The sequence below is a fragment of the Segetibacter koreensis DSM 18137 genome (assembly GCF_000374045.1).
Lineage (GTDB): Bacteria > Bacteroidota > Bacteroidia > Chitinophagales > Chitinophagaceae > Segetibacter > Segetibacter koreensis.
The window spans coordinates 205,779-230,292 of sequence record NZ_KB893359.1; the positions used below are offsets into that span (position 1 = coordinate 205,779).

The window sequence follows — 24,514 nt, forward strand, 5'->3', positions numbered from 1 at the left end:
TATTAAAAGGTAACATTTACTCCGACCAAAAAATTCTTCTGATTATTTGGATAATTACCGTAATCTATTCCGAAAGCAGAACTGGCCTGAGTACCACCCAGGCTTCCGGCAAGTTCAGGATCTAGCCCGGTATATTTGGTGATCGTAAATAAATTAGCGGCTTGCAAGTATACCCTGATCTTGCTAACGTTATATCTTTTTAGTATCGCAGGATTAATGCTATATCCCAGCATTAAAGATCTCAATTTAAGAAACGAACCATTTTCTTTATAGTAAGAATTGAAGACCCCGTTAGTGCTGAAGGTACTTGCATACTCCGCTATAGGAGTTTTAGCGTTTGGGTTCTGGGGAGTCCATGCATTCTTTAACACGTTACTTTTTCCCTTGCCTTCTGACGTGCCAAAGAAATCAGTATAATAACGTACAAAGTTAATAACATCATTACCTTGCGATCCGTAAAAGATGGTTGAAAAGTCAAAACCTTTATAGGTTGCACTGAGGTTTACGCCATAAGTAAAGTCTGGGTTAGGATTACCAAAAAATGTACGGTCCTCCGGGTTTATCTGACCATCCCCATTCACATCTCTGTACCTGAAACGACCCGGCGCCGCATCTGTTTGTGTCGGAGATTTTGATACTTCAGCATCGTTTTGGAATAGACCTACCACTTCATAACCATAGAAAGAGCCTACAGGGTGACCAACCTGGTTGCGAACCAGATTACCTATGCGTGAACCTGAAACATCAAAATAACCGGGATCAGGAATTGTAACCACTGAATTTTTATAAGTAGTAAGGTTTACTCCTATATTGTACTTAAAATTATTAGTTCCATTGCCATGATAGTTAGCAGAGAAATCCCACCCTTTATTTTGAATATCGCCGATGTTTATGGTTGGGGGATCAGCATTGCCAGTAGTTGCGGGCAAAGGCTGGGGAAATAATAAGCCATTGACAGACTTTTTATACCACTCTACAGAAAGATCTACTTTGTAATTAAGAATGGTAGCATCTACTCCTGCGTTTGAAATAATATCCTGCTCCCACCCGGTGTTGGGGTTTCCATTTCTTGACTGAAAAAATCCTTGGCGTGTAGAGCCGGAGCCAGTCATGTCATAATAGGAAGTGCCAAACCCGGAACCAAACAGAGTGAATGCATTAGAAGCACCTACGTTTGCCTGTGATCCCAAAATGCCATAACTGCCTCTGACTTTTAGGTCATTTATGAAAGCCACACTTTTCATGAATTCCTCATTAGATACTCTCCATCCTAATGAAAATGATGGGAATATACCGTATCGTTTGTTTGAACCAAATACAGAAGATCCATCTCTTCGAATTGTAGCTCCCAGTAAATATTTGTCATTGAAAGAATAATCCAGGCGACTAAAGAGAGAAAATAAAGTATTTACGTAAGCATTACTATAATTTGTAACGTTACTTGTCCCGTTATTTAGAAAAAGGTAATTAGGATCGGTCGAGAAAAAACCATTAGAACTTCCTCCCAATGCTTCACCATAATTTTTAACCGCTTCAGAGCCCGCTAATACTTTAATACTGTGTTTACCAAATGTATTATTATAGTTTAGCGTATTCGTAAAGGTGTAACTACTATTAAAAAAAGCATTCTCGTTATAGCTATTCTGACTGGTATGGCCTTGCTTGTCATTATAAGCATTAAAGGTAAAATTATGTGTGCTTTGGTGATCAACAGTGCCTCCAAAACTGCTGCGGGCAGTAAAGTGATTAAGAAAACTTACTTCAGCATATACGTTACCTATTACATCCCATGCATTGTTTTTGTTATTGGCGGTCCGTTGCTGCACCGCCACAGCATTTTCTACTGTACCGAGTTCAGGCCCTAACCATGTACCTCCATAATTTCCTTTTATATCATATACCGGTATTACGGGCAATGTGCGGAAAGCTAAAGAAACCGCATTACCTTCCTGCTGATTACTAAAGCCAGGATTTTGCTTGTAAAATAAATAAACGTTTTCTCCGATTTTTATATTTTTGTTTATCTTCAGTTCGGTATTAACCCTTGCAGAATATCTTTTTAAATAGGTATTTATTAATGTTCCCTGCTGATCTAAATAACCCAGCGAAAACAAGTAATTAGACTTATCTGTTCCGCCGCTACCAGTGATAGTATGGCTTTGCATGGGTGCCGGCTTAAAAATTTCATGAAACCAGTCGGTGCCGGATTTATTTATTCGTTGAATCAGGTAGTCGCTTCCCGGGTTTGATGCATCAAAATTATAATTTGCAGGATCAACGGCCGCGTCTCCCTCCATAGCTGTACCCGCACTCGAGGGGCCTGCATATGTATAATCAGGAAGTCCATTTGCAAATAATACAGTTCCTGGATTTACCTGCTTGAAAAGTGTAGCGTAATCCTGGGAGTTTAATAAATTAAATACGTTGCCTTTGGAGGGAGTTTGAACGCCATAATAGGAATCTAATGAAATAGTTGGTTGACCAGACTTTCCTTTTTTTGTGGTTATTACAATTACCCCATTGGAACCTCGCACACCATAAATAGAAGCAGCACCTGCATCTTTTAATACCTGCATGGAGGCTATGTCATTTATATTCAGGTCTGATAAGCTTCCCTGGACACCATCGACAATAATTAAAGGTTGAGAATTTCCGAATGAAGTCACCCCGCGGATAAAAATGTCATTTCGTCCGCCCGGGGCACCGGAGCCAATTACAGTTACTCCTGAAGCTTGCCCCTGCAGTGCCTGCTCGGCAGAACCTGTTGGAATAGATTTTAAAGCATTCACATCCACAACCGCTACTGAGCCGGTTATATCCTTTTTCCTTTGAATGGAGTATCCTGTCATGACAACTTCATTCAATACTTTTGTCTCTTCTGAAAGGTTTACATTAATGATACTTTGTCCACCAACCGGTATTTCTTTTATGATATAGCCAATTGAACTAAATACTAAAGTGCCATTATCAGCTACATTAATTGAATATTCGCCGTTAGCGTTAGTGGAAGTGCCGGTTTCTGTTCCTTTTACGTGCACAGTTACTGCAGCAATCGGCTTTCCGGCACTGTCAGCTACTTTACCTTTAACGATCTGATCTTTGATTACATCCTTTAAGACTTTCAAAGACGCATAACTTACCTCACTATTAACCCTGTTGCTTTCTTTGTTTTCATTAATCTTTTCTTTAGATACTATGGTGTAATAGTTTTCTTTTACATAAAGGAACACTAATCCATTGGGGTAAAGAATGGCTTTTAGTACCTCCTCTAACGACTTACCTTTTATAAGCTCCTCCTTGTAAGACGTTGTCTTACCATCCAGCAACGATTTTTCATACACAAACTTTGAATTAAATACATCACTTACGTTTTTCAGTGCCGTTGCAAGCGATATCACTTTCTCTTTTTCGTCATGGCCAAATTGTAATTGTCCCGGTTGCGCATAGATACTTTCCCCTGCTGAACACAGGAAAAGAACTAAACTTGTCCAGCCGATAAACTTGAAAAAAATTTTCATCATAAGACTAATGTTAGTTGGTTAGAAATTAGAAGTATATAAGTTCGAATTACACTAATGGGAATATTATTAAACCACGTTACTTTCTCTGTTTTTTGATATACTCGGCTACATTTTCTACAGGCGCTATCCAAACACCGTTAGCAGGGTTTTGTGCATATTCTATTAATTGTTTAAGCATTGCCAGCCGGGTAGTTTGCTGCCCAGAGTCACCCATCTCATGTCCCGCAAGTACCAGCCACTTTCCGGTCTCTTTTGCAGATTGAATCAACGGAAGCACCTGGTCAAAATCCTTTCCGTCCATTTCCATTCCTGTTAGTTGAGCAAAGTCGCAAAAAGTGGGGTCATTTGGACCTTCATCAAGCCAGCCACGGCCGCTGACAAATAACCTGGCAACGATGGGAACGTAGCTTTTTGTATTAACTCCCCGACCAACAAAAGTCTGTCCGCAAGGGAAAGCAAAATTTTTAGGTGTCACGCCTAATAAATACTGAATGCTATCGTTTGTAACTATTAATTCGCGTTGCATCTTATCCAGTGTATAATCTTCCAATGCTTTTTGCCTTGACCAGGGAAAATTTCCTGTACATGGATGATGAAGAGAATGATTTCCTATTTCATGTCCGCTGGCGACTGCTTTTTTCCATCCTTCAAGCCGCTGCTTTACTGCGGACGGAACAACATAAAAAGTAGCCTTAACTCCGTACTGATCAAGCAACGCGGTGCCGGCATCGACCTGGCTTGTACGACCATCGTCAAAAGTCAGGCTTATCGCTACCTGTTTACCATCAGGCCATGAGAAGGCAGCAGAATTTTGCTGGGCTTTTGCAACACCACCTAAAAGAATAATAAAGAAAAGCATAATCAAGTGAGGAAAAACAGTAACGACACCTTGTTTGTGTTTACAACCGAATTGGAAAGCTTGCGTATTTAATTTCATAAATAATCATTTTTTAATATGGAAGAATAGCGTTTAATTTTTTTATACCTAATTTTTAAATAAGAATTCTTTACGCACCACTTCACTCTTTTACTCTATCGGAAGGGATGCTTTTCATTTCACCTGTAAGGTATCCTATTACCGACTCTGTAACATCCTTTGCAGCAGCGGGTGTATAGGGAGATACAGTTGTTTCATAGCCACCATGTTCCCATGCAGACTCTGTCGGCAAGTAACCCAGCCAACCGTTTGCATAGCCAAAATAAAAAGTGTAGGGGAAAGGTGACCGGTCACGTATTTCATTAGCGATTTCACAGAACAACTCGACCGGCGAGCTCCAGATAGCTATGTTATCATTGATCTTTAAAAAACGCAGAGGGAGCCGTACCATATTGACCCCTTTCCTGGTGCTCGTATACTTATTCAAATCGGATGACCATTGCATTTCGGCTTTCCGCGGAGTTTCAATTATTAATTCTCCGGCGTTTAACTGTACATCTTCCGTTGTTGAAACAATTCTTTTATTTGCATCTACAATTTTATCACCTAATAAAACCTTGAATTGACCTAAATGACCTTGTTGCGCACTTGGGTACACACTGTAAATCGGAGCCAGGTTACCTGCAGCTCCATTTATAAACAGAACGGGGGCACCTGTCTGCTCAACATATTCTGAAACAATTCCAGGTGCGTCGCCACTAATCTGTAAATTTTTTTCGCCTAATACAGTTCCATGAATTGGGTAGTTTGCGATCAAAGCAAGAGGTTTACCATCGTCCTTATCAATTCGCAATAATCCTATGCGGCGATCTACTGCCCCATCTGGATTGAGACCAAGAGAAGCTTTACCATCAATATCTATAGCACGACGGTTAATATTTGCCTGTGAAAATCCCCACCCTACCCCGAGATGCGCAGGTACTAGTTTTTTTCGCGCCTCTACAATTCCTTCAATTAATTTTTGTACTACCAGAGCTGTATAATTAGAATCGACTGTGTGTTGAAAACGGTTGCCAAGAAAAACAGCATCTAAACCCGGAGAACCTACTTCTGGCGCTGAATGAGTATGGGTTACAGTCCACCAGAAATTGACAGGTTTAATTTTATATAGAGTATTCAACTTTGAAGCTATCTCATCATATAAGCCGGGAGAAATTTCGCATATGTCAGATGAAACCAGGAAGAATTGATTGCGCCCATCATCAAGAGCCACAATCCGGTGAAAAATATGATCAAGAACTCCTGTTGATTTGCGCGCATCATAGCCCAGCAACATTTGGGCGTCAGCCGGTGTAATATCTTCCTTTACTACCGCTGCTCTAAACTTCCCTGAACGTGTACTTATTCCCCGGTCATTTTTTTGAGCAAATAGAAATCCATCAAAAAGCAACAGAGTTAACAATACAACAAACCTGAGAGACTTATCTGACCCCTTAACTTTCTTCCCAAAATTCACTTCATTAGATTTTTTGTTTATTTCCATCATTAGAGGTTTATTATAAAAAATATAGAAGTTGCTTTTCTTATTCAGAGCAAAAATTTTATTTAGAAATAATCCTTTAAAAATTATTTGTTCTCTTTCAGGTATGCGATCAAGTCGGCCATTTGCTGCTGGTTGATTTGCTTTTCTAAACCAGTAGGCATAGATGACATGTTAAGCGCTTTTAAAGATTTAATATCTGCACGTCTAATCGTTTTTTCTTCTCTTCCGGCATTTTTTACGGTGATGGCTGTCGGAGTCTCTGTAGATATTATTCCCTGGAACGAACCTCCATCTTTTAGCTCAACCGACCAGAGATCAAAACCGCTTGATATGGAAAGATTGGGCGCTAATATATTTGCCATAATAGCATCGGGCGACCAATTATGAATGGTACCGAGATCTGGCCCGAAACTCACGCCCAGGTCACCTCGTATCTGATGACAGCTCGAACAGTTTTTAAAGAAGATATTTTTGCCATTTGCCACATCGCCTTTTAAAGTAAGTGCATGTTGATACTCTTTATTAACCTTTACGCGCTCTGTTTCATCTTTTGTAAGAAGTTTTCTTGCCCGCTCACGCAGCTTTAGATCTGATTGTGCCATAAGTCTTACGCTTCGCGGCCAACCAATGGCGGCAGGCTGAATCTTTGATGATTCAATTGCATCTAACAGAATTGAAATTCGCCCTGGATTTACCATAAAAGTATTTATCGCTTCATCACGGATCTCAGGAGTCAGATCAGACCATTTGTTTAAAAGATACTGAGATACAGTATTGTCAGGAATGGCACTTAGTGTCTGCAAAGAAGCCACCTGGATCGACGATTGTTCGGTCGGGGAAATCAGTTTTTCCAATTCGACCGCATAAGGAGCAGGATTTCCAAGAGCAATAAAATCGATAGCTTCCACCCTTTTATCTTCTGGCTGTTGATCGTTTGAGGCAATAGCTGCAGCTTGTTCCCTGGCTTTTTTAACCGAAGGGTCATTTGACAGACCGATCACCTTTAGCATGTCTAAAGAAGCCTCACGTACCTCCTTTGAAGGATTTTCAAACAAGTTTTTGATTAGCAGATTTTGTTCTTTTTTAAAAGGAGAGGTTGACTTTTGAGTTTTCAGTCCCCGGGCAATACCTTGTAGCAACGGCCCCTGCCAGCCTGCCTGCTGATTTACAACAGGGGCAACAGACTTTTCAATAAGCTGATGAATTACCTCCGGCTTTTCGCTCGCACCAATCATTGTGCTTAAACGGGTAACAAGAGATGCATAAGCAGGAACGTCATGCTTAAAGCTGTCAATCACCACTTTCAATAATTGTGCAGATTGTGAAGAAGAAGCAGATAAAGCGGCTATTTGCACCCAGGTTTCATTTAAGTCTCTAAACAACAGTTCATTTCGAACTTGTGAAGCTTCCGGGGTATTTACTGAACCTAATGAACAAAGGAGCTGGTATCTGACTTTTGGATTTGAATCTGCTTTTAATGATAAAAGTGCATTTTGTAAATTTGGAGAAGTTGAGAAATGAAGCTCTGCCAGTTTAATGGCATTTTCCCGAACTCCTGCAACAGGATCTTTTAAAGCTTGTTCAATCACTTGCGGTGTCAGTTCCCCAATGCCTTCCAGCGTCCACAGTGCGTGCAAACGGCCTAAAGGAGATGAGGTATTTTGAGCCATTTTAATTAATGAAGGAACAACTTGCTTATTAGCATGGTCTACCAACAAGCGCTGCGCATTTAGTCTCCACCAAATGTTAGCATTTGACAATTCATTTACCAATTGTTCATCAGTTGCATTACCTAACTGAAGACCTTTTATCCAGTCTGCTGATTTTGCATTGTTTGGTGAGATACGATAAATACGACCTTTATCCGAACCATTATATAGTTTGCCTGATTTTACGACCTCTTCTCCCATCCACTCAGGATGCTCAATAATCTGCCTGTAATAATCTACCACATACAGTGCCCCGTCAGGACCAATATACATATTTACAGGACGGAACCAGGGATCCGTAGAAGCAAGAAACTCTTTATTAGGATGAATACGGCTGGCGGTAAAAGTTGTGCCATTTTCTTTAATTCTGTCTACGTGAACAAGATTGCTTACCGGCTCGGCGACAAAAGTCACACTATCGAAGGGGGCAGGGAAAGCGCCGCCCAGATAGTCGGTAATTCCGCAGGCTGATGTGATGACGCCAACGTCAGTAAGAAGTTGATTTTCCGGGTTTTTAGTAATTGGAAAAACCTCAGCAGCGTCTTTATGATCCGACAGCGATTGGGTGGCATTGGAGACAAGTAGCTCGGGGTTTCGTTTAAGATAAGAGGCAGCGATGACCTCCTGGAAAATGTGATTGGCATTACTGACAAGAAAATGATGTCCCCAGGCATCAAAGGTATGTCCAAACTGAGTATTACTTGAAGTAGCCTCCAGCAGCTTCTGATCAGGACGGAAACGAACGGACCGACCACTCGCATTTTTTGCTAAACGGGGACTGTCAGGATGAGCCGGATAGTAAATTTCCTTTCCCGGATCTCCAAATTCGTTTTTATACGTTTGAGTTGCAACCGCTCCTTCATGTCCGAGGTAAATCCAATTATCTATTCCAAGAACAGGGTTATTAAGGTTATGTTGAGGATTAGATAATGCAAAGCCTGTAAGCATGGTATCTTTGATATCTGCACGACCATCTTTATTGGTATCTTCAAAATAAAACACGTAAGGTGCGTCTGTTACCAACACACCTTTTTTCCACCGCATAATGCTGTTTGGCAATGTTAACCCATCGGCAAAAACAGTACTCTTATCCATTCTTCCGTCGCCATTAGAATCGGTTATCAGTTTTATTTTGCCTGAACCTGTTTTATCAAGCGGATAGCCGTGCATTTCCACTACGTACATACGGCCAAATTCATCGATCTCCATATCAACAGGGTCTGAAATGAGGGGTTCATCTGCAACCAGCTCAATCTTAAAACCGGGCTCAAGTTCGAAAGTTGAAAGCGCGTCTTTAGTTCCTGCCTGCGAGCGACCAGTGTCGGAATTATTCTTACAACTGACAATAATAGCCATTGCAATAATTAATAAATAAGAAGTACGACATAGCCAAGGCGAAAAAAATTCTCTCATGTTTGTTTTCTGGTTTTTTATTTTAAAATCTTGTTTGTTAATAATATAAATTTCGTAGGTCAACAGAAAAGCCAATGAACTTTTTATTATATAAATATCTTTTTAAATTTAATGAACATCCCACCATATGGGCGTAAACAACTTATCTTTTCCATCAAGAAATTTACTTACAGCTTCTGCTGTAGCAGCGGCACTGGCATTAGTTATAGAAGTAGGATAAGTTATGCGTTTAATAAATTCTCCATTGGGAATATCGCCCCTGCTGTTATTAACCATTACAGGATAAAGTTTAGGATAACCGGTTCTCCGGAACTCAGACCAGGCTTCCTGCCCTTCAGGATACATTGATATCCATTTCTGGGTAATTATACGCTCCAGTTTTTGCTCCATTGTAGCACCTTCTTCCCATTTTATCGTTAAGGAAGTCAAAGGACCTGCGTTATTCGCAGGGTTTTTAGGATCGACGTAAGCTTTTGGTGTAGAGGTCGTATTATTTATATACTCATCTTCTCCCCCTACTCCATTTTCTTTAAAAGATGCTCTTATACCTTGTTCGTAAAAATCTTTTGCGGCGCCCCCCATGTTCCATCCTCTTAGATCACCTTCTGCTCTCAAAAAATAGCTTTCTGCAACATCCATAAGCTTTACCGGGGGGTTACCTTCAAACTTTACCTGGGAAAAACCGATGTAATCATCGTTAGAAGGAAAGGATATTCCTTGCCTCATTCCTTTGATTTCGTTATTAAGTGCAGGATCAGTTGATGGCAAGGCGTATTTTGATAATCTTGGATCATTATAACCGCCTAAAATAGTTTCTACGGGAGCACCTAACCTTGTTTCCTGCCAGGAAGACGTTATAGTTGCGAGGGGGTGACCATTACTGGCTGTTATTGTAAATGAACCCTCAGCGTCTGAAAGAACACCGTCACTAACAGCGGCTTCTGCCTCGGTGCGGGCCTTTGCGGGATCAATATAAGAAAGGCGCATAGCAAGACGAAGCCTTAGGGTATTTGCGAGTTTTATCCACTTTGCATAATCTCCACCGTACTGCGATTTATCAAATTTTGCAAAACGAATTTTATCAGCATCAGGATTATCCGCCTCAGCTTTTTTCAAACCCTCTACAGCTTGTCTCAGGTCAGAAAAAAATACATCATATGCTTCTTGCTCAGAATCAAATTTAACATCACTTGAGCTACCATATTGGGAGTAAGGAATGGGGCCAAAAGTATCAACAAGCCTGTGGCCTACAAAAGTTTTGAGTATTAAACCGATTGAATACAAATCAGGATATTTTGTATCAAAACCTTTTTTCTTCATCACTACCCACTGATCTAAAACACGTGTAGCAGGAACAGACCATATACCCGCATTCCAACTGTCGATCATAAAGTAGGTGAAGTTATTTATATCAGCGAAGTAAGGTTGAGGAAGTGCCATGTATCCGCTATAATAATCAGCATTGAGGTTTTGCTGAAATTCGTAGTTCCATGGCTCATCTACCTGCAGTATATTCTTCATCATACCAGGAAGAAGAATTCCTCCTTCATTAGCATCCTGTTCAAGCATTTTATCTGTAATAAGCTTTTCATCTATGTTAGGTGCTTTTGTACATGAAGCGAATAAGAAGACCACCGCACTTATATTTATTAAAAATTTATAACTAACCTTTTTACTCTTTAAGCATTTCATATTCTTAATGTTTTTAGGATGATTTATAGCGATCAATTTTTTATGTAACCAGTATCTACTGATCACTTTTCAAATTAAAGGGTTACCCGTATTGAAATGCCATAAGAACGGGTAGATGGAAGGTTATACGCCTCTATACCCTGTAAACTATTTGAAGCATTAATGCTTACTTCAGGATCAAAAGGCGCTTTTTTGTAAAAGAAGAATACATTTCTTCCCACCAGTGAAAGTGTTAATTCTTTAATTACACTATTTACTTTGGGGAAAGTATAGCCTAACGCAAGCTCTCTCAAACGGACATTAGTTGCATCAAAGAAATATTCTGAAACGGCTCCCTGGCTGCCAGCTCCGGTTTGGTTATAATAATAAGCTTTTGCATCAATTAGCTTTCCATTTACCATCACCCCGCCATTATCCCTGGCTATTGCTGTTCTTTTCGACAATCCCTTGTAATCAAGCCATCGCTCTGTTGCAGAAGCTACTCCACCCCCAAATCTTCCATCAATCAAAAACGAGAGTGAAATGTTTTTGTAATTAAACTTATTATTAAAACCTATTAAAAATTTAGGATTTGCATTCCCAATGTATTGATCAGCAGCAGCAGACAGCAATGGCAAACCGGTACTATCCGTTACCATATTACCCTTTTCATCTTTGAGATATGTTTTGCCAAACATATCTCCATACGAACCATACTTACCATCTTTTGGCTTGGTTAAGAAAAGAGCAACTAATCTTGTTGAGTTATAGTCGGTCAAAACAAACCGATCAGCTTTTAGAAGACTGCTTAATTCACGTATTTGGTTGTTGTTTTGGGAAAAAGTTATAGTAGGCGTCCACTTTACTTTTCCGAAATTTGAATTGTAACTTAAAACTGCTTCAATTCCTTTATTTAAAATAGTTCCCCCATTGATCCAAAAGTTAGAAGCACCGGCACCGGCAGGAGCCTGAATTTGAAATACCTGGTCGTAGGTTGTGGCGTTATAATAAGTGAGACTTAAACTTAATTTATTTTGTAGAAATCTAAAATCACCTCCTACCTCAAATGATTTTGTACGCTCCGGTTTTAATTGTGCAGTGTCAGTACCATTAAAGAAAGGCAACGCATTTCTTCCATTAACATTCCCGTTATTATCCAATGAATAAGGCGGAGCAAAGTTGGCTACTCCAAAAGGCAAACTATTTCCTACCTGTGCGTAAGATCCTCTTATTTTAGCGAAGGATAAATTTGAATTAGCAGGTTGATTAATCAATACATAAGACAAACCGAAGGAAGGATAAAAGAAGGACTGGGCTACTGTAGAACTCCATTCGTTTCTTGCCGTTACATCTACATACAACTTTTCTTTGTACCCGATAGTTAGGTTGCCAAATACAGCCTGGTTGGTGATTTTAGTTAAAGATTCTGATTTATTAAATTGCCCGTTTAAAGCATATATAGAAAAGAAATTGGGGTAAGACAAGGAAGTAGCAAGTGTACTTGACAACGCAATGTTAGAATAATCATTTTGTGTATTACTAAAACCAACGGTTCCTGATAGAGACACATTTTTATTTAGGTCTTTGTTACCTACCAGCAATACATCTGAATACAGTTGATTTGTATTCGTTCTGCTTTTTGCATAACCTCCATTAATGCCCGATTCAATTGGATCTGTCGAAGCACTGATTCGTTGTTCGTAAGTATCTTCAACTTTATCATACGTTGTTCTTCCTTGCAGATTTAGCCAATCAAAAATTCTATATTTTGCGGTGAAGGAGAAAATGGTACGATCACGAAAAAGATCATTCTGATCTCTTTTCTGTATCCAATATGGGTTTTGACTGTTAAGGGTTTCATTTCTTATGTAGGGCCAGTTTTGAACATACATTTGTCTTACAGGATCCCATACTTCGAAATTTTTACCGCTATATTTTGACCAATCATCGCCTGTAGGAAATGAATAAAGCGGAAAAATAGGGCTAAAGTTAAAACCAGCCTGCGGGCGGTTATAGACTTTTTGATTGATGTAATTTACAGAAGCATCAAGAGATAATCTATCATTCAGTAACTGGGTGGTGGCCCTTAGGTTAAGATTATGTTTATTAAGATGGTTTTCAGGAACAATTCCATTAACCTCGGTATTAGCATAAGACACATAAAACTGCCCCAGGTCATTACCATTCGATACAGAAACAGCGTTGATAAAGTTTTTACCTGTTTGAAAAAATTCCTTCAGATGCCTGTCACTGCCGTTAGTAATTTTAGGTCCCCAGCTATCATTCAAAGTCGGGTCGCTTTGCCCATAGGTAGTTTGTAATTGAGGTAATCCAATAGGCTCTTCTAAGATAGTTGTAGAAGAAAAATCAATTTTGGCAACTCCTTTTCTTCCCTTTTTGGTAGTTATTAAAATGACACCGTTGGCTGCCTGGCTACCATATAAGGCGGCAGCAGATGCTCCTTGCAATATTTGCACACTTTGTATATCCTCAGGATTGATATTAGAAATTGCATCACCACCATCAAATGCTCCGTACAAGCCTCCGGTCTGGCTGCCGGTTGCATTATTCATGGGAACGCCGTCTATAACATATAACGGAGAATTATTGCCGGTTATTGATTTATTACCACGAAGTATAATCCTTGAAGAACTGCCGGGACCACCGCCGCCTTTTGTTATAACCACCCCCGCTGCTTTCCCCGCAAGGGTGTTCATAAAATTAGCGTCTTTCACCTTGTTCACTTCTTCTCCCGAAACATTTTGAGTAGCATATGTTATGCTTTTTGCACTTTTCTCTATACCTAATGCTGAAACAACTACGGTTTCCAATTGGTTTCTTTGAGAAGACAGCTGAACGTTAATAACATCCCTTCCATTTATTTTTTCTGTAAGGGTTTCCATTCCTACATATGTAAAAATTAGGTTTGAAACATTATCAGGAACTCTGATAGAATATTCGCCTTCACTGTTAGTAATGGTACCCCTTGATCCGTTAACGCTAACGCTTACACCAGCGATACCTTTTTGGGTACTATCCGTGACCCTACCTTTAATAATTCTATCTTCTTTAATATCATTTGAAGTAACAGATGAATAATTAACGTGCCTGTTTTCAGCAAACGTCATTGTGTTATCTGTACCTGTATTATCATTTACAAAACCCTTATTATCATAAATTTGTTCTTTTGCGATAATGGTGAAATAATTTTCTTTTACGTAAAGAAAAACTAAACCATTAGGATATAAAATGCCTTTTAACACATCTTCCAGGTGCATTCCTTTTTTGTAATTTTCATCATAAAAACACGTTTTACCTTCTATTATAGATTTATCGTAAACAAATTTTGTATCGAATATTCTATTTACATTTCTTAATGCATCAGTAAGCGGAATAACGTTATTTTTTTTTACAGGCTTTTGTGATGAGTAGGTCTGGGCAAAGCCAAAATTTACTGTCAAATAAAACGTAACAGTTAAAAATGTGCAGGCAAGACATTTCAAGTGATTTTTAATCATAAGAAAAATGTTAGTTGGTTAGAAAATTCGAACAGTATGATAATATTATTCAATACTATAGCAGGACAATTTTTATACTTTTAAAAATTATCGTAACTACTACTTGTGTTTTGAGAATTACATCAACCTTTTGACGTAAGACGGAGAAAGCTATTTCCTGGTCTTAAAGTAAAGTTTATTGTCCTTTTTTGTAATTTCTACATGTAAAGTATTAGACAAAACAAACAGTACATCTTGCAAATCATCTAACATCAGTGTCCCTTCCATTTTCCTATTTCCAATTGCAGTATCTTCCAGTACCACCTGATACCCATAAATTTCCTGCAAATATTCTCCGATTTCATTTACAGATATGTCTTGTAAAACAAGTTCGTTCTTAGTCCAGGCAGTATAAATTGCAGGATCATTAACAGATTTTATTGATGGCCCATTAACAGGATCATAGGCTATCACCTGGCCAGGAGTCATGATTGAATTTGGCCGATCGTGATTATTATATGAAAGCTTTATTTTTCCTGTTTCTAAAATAACTTTTGTTGATTGTGCTCTTTTTTTAATATCGAAAGATGTTCCAAGTACCTCTATGTTTACATCTTTTGTATAAACAATAAATCGCTCTGCATCTTTAATATTATTTTCATCTTTGTTGAGGTGCTTTACATTAAAATACCCTTCACCTTCCAATCGCACATTTCGTATTTGATCGTTCCACCTGTTCCTTGAATAAGAAATTGTGGAATGTGCATTTAAAATAACAAGAGAACTATCTGGCAAAACAATTTTTTTTATTTCCCCATACCTGGTAGAAACTGTAATTTTCTCATTCAGGTAATAATAATAAAAGCCTCCTCCCATTAAAGATATCATAACAAAAACAGCGGCTATCCTTGCTATTTGTCTTAAACTAATAATCGAAAATACCTTATCTCTTCTTTCATCAAGAGCATTTATCACAGCCAGGTTTTTTTGCAACGACTTTTCAACCCGCTCGTCTGTCGGAAAATTTTCTTTAAATTTTATTTTAAAAAAAAACTCTCTTGCTTCTTCAACCGCTGCCCTTTTTTCGGGATGTTCCAATAGCCATTTATTCCAAAATTCATTTGTTTGTTCATCTGGTTGTATTAACCATTTTTGAAAAAATTCATCACAAATGAAATCTGAGGATGAGAAATTTGAATAATCCATTTACTTTTTTTCCCTAATATTAATTAGAGTTTTAAAAAGTACTTTTTTACCCCATGAAAAGAAAAAATATTTTAAATAAATTATTTAAAGCGTTGTGAAGAAAAGCCCGCTATCATTTTTTTGATTTATTCAGGCAAGTATTGCTATTATTTCAACCGTTCAAAATAGGGCAAACGATCGAGGGGAACTTGTATAACTACTTTAGAAGGGCCTTTTATAATTTGCCCATCATCTGCTTTCCATTTGCCTTTGGGAACCAGTACCTCACGTGAGGTTTTGCCTTTGACCAACATAGGTGCCACCATGATGTTATTTCCCAACATAAACTGGTCTTTTACATCCGCATACCCCTGCATTGGAAACACATATTCAAGGGGCCTCATTATAGGCTCACCGGTATGTGCAGCTTGTAAAACCAGTTGCATAATAATGCCTGTTTTTTGCTGGCGTAACGATACTGCTTTTTTAATAGCCGCTAAATGTACTTCATCCAACACCCTCCAGGGCGCCACTGAAAACTGCATCATAGGCATCAGAGCATGACACTGTGCTGACCTGACAATGAGATCCTGATCTAATGTGGTTCTGTTTAAAAAAGAAACATAATCGCCTCCTCCTATCATATCAGGACAAGTAAAGGAATAACCTTCTAAACCTTGTACAGCTACCTGTGGAATTAATTTTTGCAGATCTTCCCAATTATGATTTTTATCAGCTATTCGTTCTGCTAAAGGTTGTCCTCCCATCTTCCACATAGCGCGGTACTCATTTAAAGGATATGCTAAACCAATCTGTCCAAATAACTCCGTATGGTGATTGGGTAATGTTTTTTCAAAAGAAATAGTATTAGATGGATAAAAATAGCTGTCGCCTGCATCGAACTTAAAACCATCAACACCATAGGTTTTCTGCAAATAGTTTAATTGATCTTTAAACCATTTCACAGCAACAGGATTCGTAAAATCGAGTACAGCGCTGGCTCCATTCCACCAGCGAATGATAGCTGGTTCTGTTTTTGCTTTCTGCCACGTCATGGTTGTATCGCCACCACTTTCTAACAGCAAAGCTTTTTGACTTTTTAATGTACGATAAGGTGGAGCATCGGCACTAATAAAAGGGCAAATCCAAAGCATTACTTTAAAACCCATCTGATGCAATTTATTCATCATACCCTTCGGATCAGGAAAGCGGCCAGGATGAAAATTCCAAATACCATAATCTTCCTGCCATGTATCATCAATCATCAAAACACCAGGTTTAAAGCCATTTTCTATTATACTTTGTGCATATTTTAAAATATCCTGCTGATTTTGATTATAGGTCAATTCGATCCAGGTGTTCCACTGCGGCTGTGTGAAAAGTAAAGTGTCAGGGTGTTTTCCAGTTGCAGGAAAGTAATTTTGACTTACATACCGGTAAACTTCACCCAAAGTATTCCCTGCCTTTCCTTGTTGCATAGAATCACAAGCCTGATCAATTAGTAACGAATCGTGCAGGAATGAAAAAGCAAAAGGTTGATTACACCAAACATAACGGCCATGGTTAGAAATCAGTAGCGGTTGTGCCTGGTTGCCTTTGTTATCGCCTATCAAATTTACCCCATAAGGAAAAGCGCCAAATGGTCCTTTATCGGCTTCTGATACAGCTCCTCCCCACCATCTCTCACCCGGTTGCAGTTTGATGGCTACATTAGTGCTTACAGCATTAGACTGGCTAAATGTTTTAATGAACGCACAACAACATAAAAGAAAACAAAAGGTAAAATTTTTTATCATGGCTTGTCAATCGTAGATGTATAAATATGATATTGGTTCATAAAAAAACAGATAATAAATGAAATAGAAATTCTACAAACATTTATTCTTTTTTCCATTTTTTTACCTGTAAAAGAAAATATTCTTCAAATGTAATTGAATAAGCAATTCATGAATTTAAATGAATGAACAAGGCTAGTCATTACGGAACATTACCTCTTATCCGCCCAATAAGTTTGAATTGGCTCTTGCTGAAACCATAAAAATAATGGAGATTAAAGCAGGGCGAGCATATACAATTCATCCATCTACAACATTTTGCATCTTTTACTCGTCTTTAAATGTTATGGGCCTTACTACAATTGAATTTATAAATGCCGGATCGAAACAAATGAAAACAATATTAATTATGTTGTTTATTATAACAACAGCAAAAGTTAACGCGCAGGATTACAAAAAAATATATTGGAAATACGCCGACAGCATGTGGATGAAGCATTTTCAGAGAGACACGATAGCAAAGAACAGGTATATCGACAGTATGGCTAAGTATAGCAGGTTTGACGCAATATCAGGAAAAAGGCTGAAATAATGTGCTTTCAGCTTCTTTCTTTAGCTCATTATGTCTCAAAAGTCTATTTCCTAATTACCCACCATTGCTTTTAGACTCATTGCATTTGCAAAAGCATCACCCATTGTATTATTGAAGTATGCATAGACATCTTTGCCCTCGTTAAGCCATCCCAATATCTTTGCCGACTGTTCTTTTAGGAAGTCATTACTGTAGCTACCTCTATAATCTCCCTGAGGTCCATGATACCTGCAATAGATAAATGTTGCCTCTTTGTTTATCTCAAAATTCTTCGATTTTGGCATATCGTGTAAAACCATTGATGCGCCATACATATCAAGAAGTTGATAAGTTTGGCTACTGTACCAGGTTACACTTCTAAACTCTATTGCTTTTCGCCATTTATTTTCCTGATCCAGTTTTTGAAGTCTTAGTAAAATTTGTTCAACCTGCGTGCTATATTCGGCTGTAATGCTTCCGGGAAATTGAACAAGCAGGCACCCTTTCTTATTTCCAATGCAATTTGCTGCATTGATAAAAGTGTCAATATTTTCAACATCGAAATTCAACTGTTTTACATGCGTGATTTCCCGGCACAGCTTTACTGTGAATTGAAACTCTTCAGGAACATCCTGCGACCACTTTTCAAAAGTTGACAGCATAGGAATTTTCTGAAAAGTGCTGTTTATTTCAACTGTGTTAAACAACGAGCTGTAGTAGTTAAGACGGCTTTTGAGCCGAAATTCAGCAGGGAAAGAGTGCTTTGTTCCCGGTACAACTATACCGCTTGTTCCAATCCTTAAAATCCCGCTGCTTTGGTTAATCATTATTTCATTTGCAACACCATTGTTGCATCCTGCTTTTATAGGGCAAATCTAAGTTAGGTAAAAACAATAATGCTTTAAAAAATATCGCTTAGGAATTCTTTAAGTTCAAAATATAGATGAGCAATAACATATAGTGATGTATACTTATAGTCGCACGGGAGAAGATATGCGTTACAACTTAAGACGTCACCTTTAATACTTATTTTTATACTACTTAAAAACGTCGTATTGTTGAGTTATGAATACTCATATTCTTACCATTCATTGTCCTGATGAAAGAGGACTGATCTATAAAATAACGAACGTTATTTTTAATTATAACCTTAATATTATCAGGAATGATGAATTTGTAGAAAAAGATTTTAACCAGTTTTTTATGAGGACGGAGTTTTCGGGTGAGTTTCAAAATGATGCGTTTATTAACGAGCTCACTTCAATATTGCCTGCTACATCTAAGATAAAACTGACCAGTAACCATAAAAAGAATATCGTAGTAATGGCAACTAAAGAGTATCATTGTTTAAGTGATCTTTTAGTTCGTCATAAGTTCAATGATCTTCACGCTAACATTGTAGCAGTGATAAGTAATCATTCAGTATTGGAAGAGCTAACCAGTAAATTTGATATTCCTTACTATAATGTTGATAGTACCGGAAGGTCAAGAGAGGATCATGAAGAAGATATCATCAAACTATTAGACAAATTTAACCCCGACTTTATAGTACTGGCAAAATACATGAAGATATTGTCGCCTTCTTTTATAGCCCGTTACCCTAACAGGATCATCAATATTCATCATTCTTTTTTACCTGCTTTTGTTGGAGCAAAGCCTTATCATAAAGCTTACGAAAGAGGCGTGAAAATAATAGGAGCAACGGCTCATTTTGTAAATGAAGATCTTGATGAAGGTCCCATTATTGCACAAAGTGTAATTGCTGTTGACCATACCGATAGTGCCAGCGAAATGGCCCAGGCGGGCAGAGATGTTGAGAAGAGTGTTCTCGCAAACTCCTTAAAATTAGTATTTAATGAACAGGTTTTCGTTTTTAGAAACAAGACTATTATTTTCGATTAATACTATTAGAAAGTGAAAACTACGTAGTGTATTTCCTTTTCGCTCATGAAGCCCAGCAACAGGCAGACTGGTATTTATAGGCGTTGAAAAGACGCTTAAACATTTAGTAAGATTTTAGAAACATCATTAGGATTTTCGTAGATACAGCCAACCGCTAAAATCAGTAATTTTAGTATAATGAACAAAAAGTTTATTATAGCTTATTTTATTTGTGTTAGCCCCTTTTTTGTTATTGCCCAGGACATTGCCGGATTTTGGAAAGGAACTTTAGATATGTTTAATGGTTGTTTTACGAATAATAATATTGAACTTCAGATTACATTAAAAGGAGACAGCATTTACGGTAATTCATATCATTACCTGGATGTGAATAATTACGTTAAAAAGAAATTTACTGGTTTTTACGACGCAGAAGCCAAAAAAATATTTTTACAGGAAGGAGTAGTAACTACATATAAGATTCCGTCGCAATGCAAGGTTTGCATAAAAAAATATGAGTTATTGTATAGCAGCAATGCTAATCAGGAGTCATTGAAAGGCGACTGGAGCAGTGTTGTTACAGGAAACTACATTAATTGCGAGAGCGGCGCAATCACCCTCTCACGAATAAGGGAATCAGCTTTTAAAGATATACCGGAAATAATTGTTGATACCGGAGAAATACGTTTAGATTTTTATGATAACGGAGAAATAGATGATGACTCTATATCGGTACGGGTAAATGATAAAACGGTACTGACTCACCAGAAACTGGGTGCGGAACCGATAACAACTCTTATAAGGATGGATGTAACCAATACGTTCCAGGAAGTCGAGATGATTGCTGAAAACGTTGGTACCATCCCTCCCAATACCGCCCTTCTTGTTATTACTGCGGGCAAAAAACGGTACGAACTTTTTTTGACCTCTTCTAACCAAAAATCAGCAAAAGTTCGATTTTTATACGAAAAAGACAATTAGGAATAATTCTCAAATTATGATCAACATCTTTCAGAGGTAGTTATCATAAACATCATCATTGAATTGCAGTTACAATAGAATGGTTGATCCTAATCTCTTCGATAACAAACTATATTTTAATATTATTCTACTAAAAGCTTTTTAATAAAAACATGATTTTTATTAGTATTAATATTTAAAAAATAAACTCCTTTTTCTAACTGACTTACATCTATCAGTTGAGTGGTAGCATTAACATTAATAGGGACAGTTTTTCGTAATCTACCTGCCAGGTCAAACAATTGAATCAAACCACTTTTAACTGGGGTTCCAAAATCAACAGTTAAATTTCTATTAAAAACAGGGTTTGGATATATTCTTACCGAATCTAATTCTACCTGTTCCTTATCAATTTTCATACGTACTGTTTTTGTAGAGCTGTTGGCAATTAAAACAAACCCTATAATAGATTGACGCATGTTTTCTGGCACAGTTACCATAGGCTTTTCAGCTACACCCGATGCTCTCTTATATCCTGCCACTACATCTCCCCACGACTGACTTTGCTCGCCCAACCTTTTTTCAAAGCCGTTATTGACTACGTAGTCGGAAGTATTGGTTTCAGCTGTCGCAGCCACAATTATCATGTCTCCTGTTGCAGTTGCCAAAGACCTTGTAGAAACAGAGGCAGAATTATTATTGCCACCACTTGCTTTTTCGCCGACCATTGTTGATTGATCCACATTTGAAAAAAATGCGCTTATAACTGCCGTTCCTCCTGGAGGAGCCTTCGTCCAGGTTATGGCAATGCCGGTATCTTGTGCTGCTTTTATCCCGGTTTCATCCAGAATAAAAGCACTTGTATAAGAACTTTTACCAGAGTTTTGGTTTTTTTGAAGTATAGGTTTCATTCTTTGACCTCCATACTTAACAGAATTTATTGACATCGTTGAAGAATCTTCGGCATATATAAAAACGATGAGCGCCCGATTTTCACCACTTTCTGCACCATGGGAAGTTCCCGCAACCCATGGCCCAAGTAATCGCACTTCTTTTTTCCTACTATTTGTTACGTTTACAGTACAAGTAGCAGTCTTTTCGCCATCTAAGGTTGTTGCAGTTATAGTAGCGCTACCAGAAACAATACCTCTTACCAGCCCATTTGCATTTACTATTGCAACAGCAGGATTACTTGAACTCCACCGCACATTTTTGTTTGTGGCAATTGCAGGAGTTACCAAGGCAATTAATTGTTGTGTATCGCGGATGCCAATATTTACTGCTGACGGACTTACTGTTACCCCTGTTACCGCCACTCTGTTGATGGAGCCCCCGATCCGGAATATATCCTTATCAACATCTTCCTGTATGGCTTTTATATCTACCGTTTGCTGCATTCGTGTTAACCATTGAGGAGCATACGCACTACTTATTTGACTGGCGTAGTTTCTCCAACATTCTGCAGCAGAACGAAGATTCAATATAGCTCTGTTCTTATAAAACTCCTTTTTTCGCGCGTCTATAGCTTTATCAGAGATGCTCTTATATGTCGCTCCTAAGATTTTCCTTGAGTAGTATTGACCAAGATATGCCATTGCTGTTATATCTGACACTGTATGTCGCAGCTCCTTATCGGCACTTGCTATATCTGCAACCAACATAAGGGCTTCGTCACTAAGTGCGTCTAAATTATTAGCAACTCGCCTTGGGGTAGTTCCTGTCATTGGTGTTCCATTTAAAAAAGCATCTGAATACTCAGGAATACTCATCATTCCTTCACCGGTTTGTGGTTCTACATTAATAAATCTATAGATGTTATGAAACCCGCTATTACTAAAACAAGCCTCGGGATACCATTGATAATCCAATTGGCAGTCTTTGTTGTGAAATCTATTAACCAGGGGAATTACCCGAGAAGCTTTAGACCAGGCAAGAAAAAGATTTTTAGCATTCACTTTTGGAAAACGGATCTTCAAAACATTTATAAAAAAAGAATCTGACAGTTTAGGGTCATACGCCAGTTCTCCCCAAATTTTAAAACTGTACCATCGTTTATTCAAAATCAACTGGCCAGCAGAATGTCGGTCTTTGCTAACGCAGTCTTTTCCCCAGGTGTAACCATCAGGACCTAAAAAAAAACCACTAAAATTAGTATTGGGGATATTCTTTATAAAATTTCTTGCGAATGCAGGATCACTGCCACCTCTTAGATAATACCAGTCATCGTCGCGTAAGGTTAAAAAGAAATGAGAGTTGCCTATATTATTTAGAAAGTGAGATTTCTTTATATAATCAGGAGCAACGGAAGAATATAGATGAGCCTGTGAATATTTAAAGCTGAAATTGAGGCGACAACGAGAATTCAGGCGTGAAAAGGAAGATTTTATTAATTTAACACTCGTTTGATGAACCCGGTGAACTAAGTTAAATGTACGCTTCGGATTAGTTTCTAAAGCATCATTTATACCCTGCCCGTATGTATCATACAAAAAGGCTTCTTTTTGGAGATCCGTTCCTTTTAAATTTTCTCCCGCGGTAATTCCTATTCCTTTTAACAAAGGATATGTATTGATAAGTGCTTTGGTGGCTTTTCTGAAATAGTCCTTTGTTCTTGAATCGCGTAAAGCCGGCGTAAATCTGTAACCTGAATTCTCAGTTCCGTACGTAAATGTATTCCAGGTAAAAATATAGCAATCTATTCCTCTGTCACTTGCATATTGCATTACATCCTGCCAGAATTTTATTTTGTCTGAAAGAGATATCTTTTTTACCGTTACAAGATTCGCCAAAACATTTTCGTTTGACATGTTGGTTCCATTAAGGCTCTTAAATCCGCTTAACGGATACGTTGTCTTCTTAACATCATTTATTCCAATGTTCTTGTATTCCGGCACATCAACCATTGAAGGAAAGGGTGCAAGGCTCCACAGGGAAAGTGTATTGAAACGGTTTCTGGCCATATCATCAAGGAATTGGTGCCAGAAATTAATGTCCCACATATTTATTATATTCTCCTGAGCAATATCACTGTTATCAGAATATCCGGGAGTACGTGCATCAAGAGGAATATTAAACTTAATTCCTCTGTTAGTAATGTAAGGCCTCTTATCCTTCTCGCTTACAGAGTCAAGACCGTACATTTTCACCGACCTTCCAAAATCCTGTCCGCCATAGATCGCGCCGTTTTTGTCAGCTCCTATAATGTACCAATCTGTATTGGCTCCTTCAGTTTTTTTACGAAAAGAATACCCCTCTGCACTTAGGGAAGGGAGAGAAGAAACTCCGGGTTGCCTTAAAAAACTATTTGCTTCATCAGTTCCTCTCATTGTTATAATAACGCGATTTTTAACAATTACCTTTGCAAGGTTTCCTACATCCTCCAGCTTTACCACGTAGCCCGCGTCTTCCAATAAAGCTTTCGTCTCATCAGCAGCGAAGCTAATTGCCTTATTATTTTGAGGATAAATAACTGCTACTGTCTCTGCAGCAGACGCCGCACTAATCGAAATGAAAATGAACAGCAAATAAAAAATCACATGCCTGATACTCTTGGTTTTCAAAAGCATATAAAAAGCCCTTTTGTTTAACATCATACTGGATTAAAGAAAAATAAAGCTGTTTTCACTAATAAACTATTAGGAAAACAATACTATAAATCGGGCAAATTTAATAGCTTTCAACAATAGTTTAACTGCACGCCCTAGTGAACAAAGCATGAGGATATTACGAAAAATGTGTTTTAGAGTATGGAAAAAGGTAAATAGTGAACGTTCCCTTTGGTAAAACAATTGATGCAAACGTTGAGGAAAAAAATTATTTTCTATGGTAAATTGCGCATTGGAAACAGGAGTATTAATTTGTCATTCTTGCCTCATTAAGCTAACATGGAGGCAAGGCCAATAAGAAGTGAA

Annotated in this window: 13 protein-coding genes; 3 read left to right on the forward strand and 10 right to left on the reverse strand. The window is 38.1% G+C overall.

The genetic code is table 11. The features are described 5' to 3' along the window. Positions 1–2 precede the first annotated feature (2 nt). The 8 genes from B154_RS0122225 to B154_RS0122260 form a co-directional block, all read right to left on the reverse strand. Positions 3–3,521, reverse strand: a complete 3,519-nt coding sequence (locus B154_RS0122225) for a SusC/RagA family TonB-linked outer membrane protein (RefSeq protein ID WP_018616566.1) — start codon at positions 3,519–3,521, stop codon at positions 3–5. A 76-nt stretch (positions 3,522–3,597) separates the two neighbouring features. Further along, entirely contained in the window at positions 3,598–4,458 is an 861-nt protein-coding gene (locus B154_RS0122230; protein ID WP_018616567.1) for a polysaccharide deacetylase family protein, read from the reverse strand. A gap of 82 nt (positions 4,459–4,540) precedes the next feature. Continuing rightward, complete coding sequence (locus B154_RS0122235) at positions 4,541–5,944, reverse strand: neutral/alkaline non-lysosomal ceramidase N-terminal domain-containing protein (protein WP_157580915.1); 1,404 nt, start codon at positions 5,942–5,944, stop codon at positions 4,541–4,543. 80 nt (positions 5,945–6,024) lie between these two features. Continuing rightward, complete coding sequence (locus tag B154_RS0122240) at positions 6,025–9,063, reverse strand: PVC-type heme-binding CxxCH protein (protein WP_245542639.1); 3,039 nt, start codon at positions 9,061–9,063, stop codon at positions 6,025–6,027. 108 nt (positions 9,064–9,171) lie between these two features. After that, a complete protein-coding gene (locus B154_RS0122245; RefSeq protein WP_018616570.1) occupies positions 9,172–10,755 on the reverse strand; it encodes a SusD/RagB family nutrient-binding outer membrane lipoprotein in 1,584 nt (527 codons plus the stop codon). Positions 10,756–10,829: 74 nt separating this feature from the next. After that, the gene (locus tag B154_RS29495; protein ID WP_051084331.1) at positions 10,830–14,252 is read right to left on the reverse strand and encodes a SusC/RagA family TonB-linked outer membrane protein; all 3,423 of its coding nucleotides are present in this window, start codon (positions 14,250–14,252) and stop codon (positions 10,830–10,832) included. Between the two features lie 150 nt (positions 14,253–14,402). Beyond that, positions 14,403–15,437: a FecR family protein gene (locus B154_RS0122255; protein WP_018616572.1), complete on the reverse strand. Its 1,035-nt coding sequence runs from the start codon at positions 15,435–15,437 to the stop codon at positions 14,403–14,405. A 146-nt stretch (positions 15,438–15,583) separates the two neighbouring features. Next, a complete protein-coding gene (locus tag B154_RS0122260; RefSeq protein ID WP_018616573.1) occupies positions 15,584–17,212 on the reverse strand; it encodes a glycoside hydrolase family 31 protein in 1,629 nt (542 codons plus the stop codon). A gap of 247 nt (positions 17,213–17,459) precedes the next feature. On the opposite strand from B154_RS0122260, the gene B154_RS0122265 reads away from it, so the two are divergent. Continuing rightward, positions 17,460–17,783: a hypothetical protein gene (locus tag B154_RS0122265; RefSeq protein WP_018616574.1), complete on the forward strand. Its 324-nt coding sequence runs from the start codon at positions 17,460–17,462 to the stop codon at positions 17,781–17,783. A gap of 50 nt (positions 17,784–17,833) precedes the next feature. Here the strand turns inward: B154_RS0122265 and B154_RS0122270 are convergent, their stop codons facing one another. Then, positions 17,834–18,589 carry a DUF72 domain-containing protein gene (locus B154_RS0122270; RefSeq protein WP_018616575.1) on the reverse strand — a complete coding sequence of 252 codons (756 nt, stop codon included), beginning with the start codon at positions 18,587–18,589 and terminating at the stop codon, positions 17,834–17,836. 238 nt (positions 18,590–18,827) lie between these two features. Between B154_RS0122270 and purU the strand changes: the two genes are divergently transcribed. Beyond that, positions 18,828–19,664, forward strand: a complete 837-nt coding sequence (purU, locus tag B154_RS0122275) for a formyltetrahydrofolate deformylase (protein WP_018616576.1) — start codon at positions 18,828–18,830, stop codon at positions 19,662–19,664. A 177-nt stretch (positions 19,665–19,841) separates the two neighbouring features. Then, positions 19,842–20,624 carry a hypothetical protein gene (locus tag B154_RS0122280; protein ID WP_018616577.1) on the forward strand — a complete coding sequence of 261 codons (783 nt, stop codon included), beginning with the start codon at positions 19,842–19,844 and terminating at the stop codon, positions 20,622–20,624. A gap of 122 nt (positions 20,625–20,746) precedes the next feature. On the opposite strand, the gene B154_RS30995 is transcribed toward B154_RS0122280, so the two are convergent. Next, positions 20,747–24,169, reverse strand: a complete 3,423-nt coding sequence (locus tag B154_RS30995; RefSeq protein WP_169337689.1) for a T9SS type A sorting domain-containing protein — start codon at positions 24,167–24,169, stop codon at positions 20,747–20,749. Positions 24,170–24,514: the final 345 nt, after the last annotated feature.

What these genes read in the sequence shown, in the direction of transcription:
- B154_RS0122225 (WP_018616566.1), bottom strand. Translation starts at nt 3,521, where the DNA reads ATGATGAAAATTTTTTTCAAGTTTATCGGCTGGACAAGTTTAGTTCTT.
- B154_RS0122230 (WP_018616567.1), bottom strand. Translation starts at nt 4,458, where the DNA reads ATGAAATTAAATACGCAAGCTTTCCAATTCGGTTGTAAACACAAACAA.
- B154_RS0122235 (WP_157580915.1), bottom strand. Translation starts at nt 5,944, where the DNA reads ATGATGGAAATAAACAAAAAATCTAATGAAGTGAATTTTGGGAAGAAA.
- B154_RS0122240 (WP_245542639.1), bottom strand. Translation starts at nt 9,063, where the DNA reads ATGAGAGAATTTTTTTCGCCTTGGCTATGTCGTACTTCTTATTTATTA.
- B154_RS0122245 (WP_018616570.1), bottom strand. Translation starts at nt 10,755, where the DNA reads ATGAAATGCTTAAAGAGTAAAAAGGTTAGTTATAAATTTTTAATAAAT.
- B154_RS29495 (WP_051084331.1), bottom strand. Translation starts at nt 14,252, where the DNA reads ATGATTAAAAATCACTTGAAATGTCTTGCCTGCACATTTTTAACTGTT.
- B154_RS0122255 (WP_018616572.1), bottom strand. Translation starts at nt 15,437, where the DNA reads ATGGATTATTCAAATTTCTCATCCTCAGATTTCATTTGTGATGAATTT.
- B154_RS0122260 (WP_018616573.1), bottom strand. Translation starts at nt 17,212, where the DNA reads ATGATAAAAAATTTTACCTTTTGTTTTCTTTTATGTTGTTGTGCGTTC.
- B154_RS0122265 (WP_018616574.1), top strand. Translation starts at nt 17,460, where the DNA reads ATGGAGATTAAAGCAGGGCGAGCATATACAATTCATCCATCTACAACA.
- B154_RS0122270 (WP_018616575.1), bottom strand. Translation starts at nt 18,589, where the DNA reads ATGATTAACCAAAGCAGCGGGATTTTAAGGATTGGAACAAGCGGTATA.
- purU (WP_018616576.1), top strand. Translation starts at nt 18,828, where the DNA reads ATGAATACTCATATTCTTACCATTCATTGTCCTGATGAAAGAGGACTG.
- B154_RS0122280 (WP_018616577.1), top strand. Translation starts at nt 19,842, where the DNA reads ATGAACAAAAAGTTTATTATAGCTTATTTTATTTGTGTTAGCCCCTTT.
- B154_RS30995 (WP_169337689.1), bottom strand. Translation starts at nt 24,169, where the DNA reads ATGCTTTTGAAAACCAAGAGTATCAGGCATGTGATTTTTTATTTGCTG.